Source organism: Acidisphaera sp. L21 (genome assembly GCF_009765685.1).
GTDB lineage: Bacteria > Pseudomonadota > Alphaproteobacteria > Acetobacterales > Acetobacteraceae > LMUY01.
Map to the genome: position 1 here is coordinate 623 of NZ_LMUY01000158.1, position 5,993 is coordinate 6,615.

At 66.4% G+C, this 5,993-nt stretch carries 7 protein-coding genes; all 7 read right to left on the reverse strand.

Annotation, left to right across the window (positions count from 1 at the left end):
- Window positions 1–23: 23 nt before the first annotated feature.
- The 7 genes from GSQ76_RS30350 to GSQ76_RS30380 all read right to left on the reverse strand — a co-directional run bounded on the left by GSQ76_RS30350 (window position 24) and on the right by GSQ76_RS30380 (window position 5,648).
- A complete protein-coding gene (locus tag GSQ76_RS30350) occupies window positions 24–848 on the reverse strand; it encodes a sugar phosphate isomerase/epimerase (protein ID WP_216851370.1) in 825 nt (274 codons plus the stop codon).
- Window positions 845–2,038, reverse strand: a complete 1,194-nt coding sequence (locus GSQ76_RS30355) for a Xaa-Pro peptidase family protein (protein WP_158747815.1) — start codon at window positions 2,036–2,038, stop codon at window positions 845–847. Before GSQ76_RS30355 ends, GSQ76_RS30350 begins: the two co-directional genes overlap by 4 nt.
- Window positions 2,035–2,940: an NAD(P)-dependent oxidoreductase gene (locus GSQ76_RS30360; protein WP_158747816.1), complete on the reverse strand. Its 906-nt coding sequence runs from the start codon at window positions 2,938–2,940 to the stop codon at window positions 2,035–2,037. The genes GSQ76_RS30355 and GSQ76_RS30360 overlap by 4 nt, the downstream gene beginning before the upstream one ends.
- A complete protein-coding gene (locus GSQ76_RS30365; protein WP_158747817.1) occupies window positions 2,937–3,398 on the reverse strand; it encodes a type II 3-dehydroquinate dehydratase in 462 nt (153 codons plus the stop codon). Before GSQ76_RS30365 ends, GSQ76_RS30360 begins: the two co-directional genes overlap by 4 nt.
- 63 nt (window positions 3,399–3,461) lie before the next feature.
- Window positions 3,462–4,280, reverse strand: coding sequence for a transporter substrate-binding domain-containing protein (locus GSQ76_RS30370; protein WP_158747818.1), 819 nt, complete (start codon window positions 4,278–4,280; stop codon window positions 3,462–3,464).
- A 38-nt stretch (window positions 4,281–4,318) separates the two neighbouring features.
- Window positions 4,319–4,966 (reverse strand): amino acid ABC transporter permease, encoded by a 648-nt coding sequence (locus GSQ76_RS30375; protein ID WP_158747819.1) that lies wholly within the window; start codon window positions 4,964–4,966, stop codon window positions 4,319–4,321.
- A 13-nt stretch (window positions 4,967–4,979) separates the two neighbouring features.
- Window positions 4,980–5,648: an amino acid ABC transporter permease gene (locus GSQ76_RS30380; RefSeq protein ID WP_158747820.1), complete on the reverse strand. Its 669-nt coding sequence runs from the start codon at window positions 5,646–5,648 to the stop codon at window positions 4,980–4,982.
- Window positions 5,649–5,993: the final 345 nt, after the last annotated feature.

A 5,993-nucleotide genomic window follows, 5' to 3' on the forward strand; every position in this document is an offset into this window, starting at 1 on the left:
ATGCGGATCGGGGCCATCCCTGGTCAGTCCGCCACGCTGCCGAGGAACGCACGCGTGGCCTCGGCCGCGAGCCGGATGCGCTCCGCCCCGGGAACGGTCCGGGCCATGGCGGCCTTCGGAACCTCGATGCTGAGCGGCAGGTCGGGCGGCATGGCCCGTGTGATGCCGGCAAGGTCCAGGCCACCCTCGCCGGGAAACAGGCGCTCTGCCCGCGCCGTGTGCAGCAGCCCCTCCGTGGTGCCGGGATGCTCGGCCGGGGCGTCGCAAATCTGCCAATAGTGCCACAGCGCCCGTGGCACGTCCGCGATGTCCGCGACCGTCCCGGCCGACCGTGCGAAGTGCAAGGGGTCGAGCAGGACGCCGCCGTTGGGCCGCCCCGCCGCCTGCACCACACGCCGGGCCGTCGCCAGATCCGGCACGTTGGACCAGGGCATGAATTCGAGATCCCCCGTCAGCCCGAACGGCGCGGCCAGGTCGCAGAAGGCGGCGTAGTTGGCGGTCAGCCGGGGTTCGTCATCGTCGTAGCCGGCGACCAGCACGTGCTTCGCCCCGATCCGCCCGCCTGCTTCCAAAAAGGCGCGGTAGCCGCCGACATCCGTGTCCGGACGCAACATGACGATCTCCAGGTCGCGCACCGTGATGCCGGTCCGGGCAATCGCCGCCAGCGTCTGGCGCATCAAGGCCGGGTCGTCCATGAGCGAGTAGGCTGCCGCGCCGGGTAGGACGGGGATCAGGCGGAGGCCCGCGCCCTGGCATCCTGCGGCGGCCGCCGCCTCGAGCAAGGCAGGCGGCGGCAGTTCCAGCGCAGTAAGGTGCGAGATGGCGAGCGGTGGCATCGGGCGGGTCATGCGGCGCCCCTGTTCCAACCACGGAAGCGGTCGCCAAAGCCTTCCCAGCCATCTTCCGTCACGGCCACCGTATCCTCCAGCTTGATGAAACCGCGTGTTGGATGCGGCAGCGTCGTCTCGATCGAGACGACCATCCCTGCTTGCAGCGGCAGGGCGGCGTCGCAATCCGAATAGGGGATCGGTCCCTTGGCCGTCAGGCGTGGCGCCTCGTGGCCAATCAGGCCCATGCCGTGCGCGACGAAGGACGCGTTCGCCGGCAGGGCCGCCATCGCGTCCCGTGCGGCGTCGTAGATGGCGACGCCGGGTATACCAGGACGGATGGGCGCGCGGGCCGCCATTTGCGCGTGCTCCACCAGGCCAAGCAGGTCTTCCAACTCAGCATCCGGCTCGCCGAGGATCGCCATGCGGCAGAGGTCGCCGATATAGCCGTCGAGATTGCCGCCGGAATCGAGCGAGAGGATGTCGCCGGCCTGCCAAACCTCGTTCGACGGCGCGCGCCCGTGGCCGCTGCCCACCGTGATGAGGGCGTATTCGAACACGAGCCCGCGCTCGCTCTCCTCCCGTCGCAATGCCGCTTCCAGTTGCCGCTTGGTCGTGCCTGGCCCGTGGCTGCCGATGACGGCGAGCATGGCGTCGACCACACGGTCCGATGCGTCCCGCAGCAGGAGCAGCTCCGCCGGGGTCTTCACCGCCCGCATGCGCTCCAGCGGGCGGTGGGCCTCGACGATTTTCGCCTCTGGAAACGCATCGTGCAGGGCGAGGTAGGCATCGGCCGGCAGGAAGCCCAGCTCGACGCCGATGGTGCGGGGGGAGACGCCGATGCGGCGGAGATGGCCGATCGCCACGCCCATGGCCTCGGCAGAGCCGGAGGCGGCGGGAAGGACCGTGCCGGCCCAGAGCGCGCGGCCCTCGGCGGCACGGACGGCGATGGCGTCCTTCTCGTTGCGGTTCGCGACATAGGCGGCGTCGCCGGGGCGGCGGGTGGGATAGACCAGAATGGGCAGGTAGCGGCTGGTTCCGATCGCATCCATGTGCGCGAAGAAATGGTGGTGGTGGCCGTCCAGCAGGTAGCGGATATTGTGCTTCGAACTGGCAAGCAGAAGGTCGATGCCAGCCTCGGCGAGCAGCACGTCCAGTTGGGCGGCGGGGAAGCACCAAGGGGCAAAGGCTGCAACAATCGGCTCGGTCATGCTGTGCTCTCCTGGCTCACGCTGCCGCCACGGAAGCGGGTCGTCTGCGCAAGACCTTCACGCAGCGTCGTGCGGGGCAGACTGCCGAGCACGGCTTCGACATCGCTGCGCGGCAGCTCGGGCGCGATCGGCACGGGCGGACCCGCGGCATCCAGAACGGCCTTGGGAAACATCGCAGTGAGAATCGCGATCACCTCGGCGACGTCGACCACCTCGCCGCGAAGGTTCAGCACGTGTGTCCCGTCGGGGGGGCGGGTCGCCGCTGCAGCAAACGCCGCGGCCACGTCATCGACGTAGATCGCGTCGGTCGCGCCGGTGAAGGGGATGGTGTAGGGCTCACCCGAAGCCGCTTTGCGGCAGGCGATGCTCAGCCCGGCGGTACTGCCGACTTCGCGCCCCGGCCCGTAGATGACCAGTGGGCGCAACCCGACACTCGCGACCCGGTGTTCCAACCAGTAGACGCGGGCCGACAATTCGCAGGCCAGCTTGAACGCGCCATAATGGGTGTCCGGGCGGGGCGTCCCGCCCTCGGGGCCGTAGACGGCAGCGCTGCTGGCGTAGGCGACTTGCCGGATACCATGCCGTCGCGCGGCCTCGAACACGGCCAGCGTACCGCCTAGGTTGACCGCGGCGCCCCGGGGCGGATCCGCCTGACATGCCGGGGTCAGCATCGCCGCGAGGTGGACGATGCTGTCGCAACCCGCTGCCGCCGCCGCGACCGCTTCCCCGTCGGTGATATCGGCCACGATGCAATCCGGCACGGCGGCCTCGCCGAGGATCGCGGCCAGCATCGAACGATCCGCATTACGATCCAGCACCCGGACGGCGTGCCCGCCAGCCTGCAGGCACCGGGCGACCCAGGCGCCGAGGAAACCCGTGCCGCCAGTGATCAGGACGGTCACGTCGCCGGGCTTCCAGCCACCGCGGTGAGCCGCGCGTGCGCAGCTTCGATCGCAAGTTCATAGCCGAGCGCCCCGATGCCGGCGATGACGCCATGCGCCGTCGTCGACACCAGCGAGCGGTGATAGATGGGATCGCGTTGGTGGATGTTGCTGAGATGGACCTCGATTTTGGGACCATCGAACATCTTGAGCGAATCGAGCAGAGGTATGGAGTTGAAGCTCAACCCTGCCGGGTTGATGATGATGGCACAGGCGGCCTTGCGGGCCTCGTGCACGCTGTCCACCAGCGCCCCTTCCCAATTCGTCTGACGAAAGTCGATCTCGTAGCCAAGGCTTTCGGCCCGGCGGCGGCAGCGCGCCTCGACGTCCGCGAGCGTCTCGTAGCCGTAGATCGCGGGCTCGCGCTCCCCTAGGAGATTGAGGTTGGGGCCGTTCAGCACGTAGATCGGTTTGCTCATTGTGGGTTTGACCTGGCTGGAGTGACAAGACCGCCGCGGTCGGGTCCGCGGCGGCCTGCAGTGTCAGCTGACTGTGAACGGCACGCCCTCGAGCGAGGCAGGCAGTTCCGGCAAAGGTTGGCCGATCCATTTCTGGCTCAGCTTTTCGAGATCACCGCCATCGCGCACTTTGTCGACGAAGGCGTTGAGCCACTCGTTCAACTCCTTTTGCCCTGGCCGCATCGCGATGCCCATGTATTGGCGGTTGAGCACCAATTTCTGCTCGATGTCGTTGTTCGGAAGCGCCTTGTTGATGTTCAGAATATACGTCGTGTTGCCGCCGATCACGTCGACCTGGCCGGCCAGCAGGGCCTGGATGTTGCTGGCATCGTCGTCGTAGCGGCGGATGTCGCCGCCTGGCACCTGCGCCGTCAGCGCCGTGTCCTGTGCGGCGCCGCGCGGCACCCCGATGCGCAGCTTGGCGAGGTCGGCGACGCTGCCGACCTTCTGGCTTTTGTGGCCGAGCACGATAATGCTCAGCGCCGCGTAGGGCTTGGTGAACTGCACGACCTTGGCGCGCTCCGGGTACATTCCCATCACGGCGATCACCAAATCTACCTTATTGGTCATCAGCTGCGCGATCCGGGCAGCGACCGTCATCGTCACGAATTCCGGTTTGACGCCCATCGCCTTGGCCATCAACACGCCGAAATCCACATCGTATCCGGCGCTCTTGCCGTCGCCGTCCAGGAACCCCCAAGGCGGCTGGTCGCCCAGCACACCCAGCCGCAGCGTGCCGCGCTTTTGAATATCCTGCACCGTCTCCGCCTTGGCCGTCGTTACGGCGAGCCCAGCCGCCAGCGACGCACTGCCAGCGAGCAAAATCCTTCGTCCGATCAGCATTGTTTCCTCCATGTTTCATTCATTCGGTTCTCGCCCCGTTACCCGGCCGCGAGCCTGCCTTCCATCCGTTTGCCGAGCCATGACACTGGCCAGCAGACGACGAAGTAGACGGCACCGATCACGCTGTAGACGAGCAGCGGCTGATAGGTGATGTTCGAAAGCAATTGCCCCGTCCGCGCCAGTTCGGTGAACCCGATGATGGCCGCGAGGGAGGTGCCTTTGATGAGTTGCACCAGGAAGCCGACCGTGGGCGGTATCGACAACCGCACGGCTTGCGGCAGGACAACGGTTACCATCATGGGCCAATAGTGCAGGCCGAGTGCACGGGCCGCTTCGGCCTGGGTCCGTGGGATGGCTTGGATCGAGCCGCGCCAGATCTCGCCCAGGAAGGCGCTCGCGTTGAGGGTAAATCCGATGGCCACGGCAATCCAGGGATCCAGCGGGAAATTCAGCAGCGCGAGCCCGTAATAGGTCATGAACAGCTGCATCAGCAGCGGCGTGCCCCGGAAGACCTCGATGAAGCAGGTGGCGGCGATCCGCAGCCAGCGAAATTCCGACGCACGGCACAGCGCCACCATACCGCCGCCAACGACGCCACCGCCGAACGCGATTGCCGAGAGCAGGAGCGTCCACTTCAGCCCTTGCAGGATGAGGACGTATTGCGCGGGTCCAAGGCCATTGATCATCGACTGCTTCCACTCATCGGGTCGGATAGCTGATCCGGTACCGGAACAGCAGGGAGAAGCAGATCGACAGCAGGATCGCCATGATCCCATACAGGACGGTCACCACCGAATAGACTTCGAAGCTGCGAAACGTTATCCCCTCCAGCACGGCGGCGGCGTGCGTCAGTTCACGCGCCGCGATGGACGACACGATGCTCGACGTCAGCATCAGGAAAATGAACTGGCTGGTGAGCGCCGGATACACGACACAAAGTGCAGGGCGCAGCACAATCCCACGGAATATCTGAAGCGGATGAAGGCCAAGCGCCTGCCCCGCTTCGATCTGCAATCTCGGCACCGCCTCCACCCCGGCGCGAATGATCTCGATCGCGTAGGCTCCGCCATTGATGGACAGCGCGATCACCGCCGCGACGTCGGGCGGAAACCGGATGCCGATGGCGGGCAGGCCGAAATAGATGAAGAAGATCTGGATTAGGAACGGCGTGTTGCGAACCACTTCGACGAAGCCGCCGACCGGATACTTGAACCAGCGCGGCCGCAGCCGCAGCCCGATGACGGCGAGCACGGCGATAGCCAGGGCCAGGATCATGCCCGCAATCGACATGGCCAGCGTCGCAAGGCAGCCAAGCAGAAGCTCGTTGAAATTGTCGAAGACGGCAGAGAAATCGAATTTGTAGCTCACCAGGCCGCTCCGCCCGGGTCGTCTCGGCGCGTGGAACCCTCAACGCCTCGAATGCCATCGCTCAGCATACGGCCGCCCTCCATTGCCCAGATTCTTGCCGACCCGGGTCAATCGCCAGACTTAACCAAACGGTTAGAAGAGTCAACGCCGCGCTTGTGATACGTCCATGGCTGGGTTAGCGGTATGAGATGCCTCCGAAAGCCACCCTGCACACGAGAGCGGACATCCCCGTCGCGCCGCACGAGAAGGCGCCGGAGCGGCGGCGCACGGAGTTGGTGGCGGCGGCGAGAACCGAGTTCGCCGAGCACGGCTTCGCGGGCGCCCGCGTCCAGCGGATTGCCGATC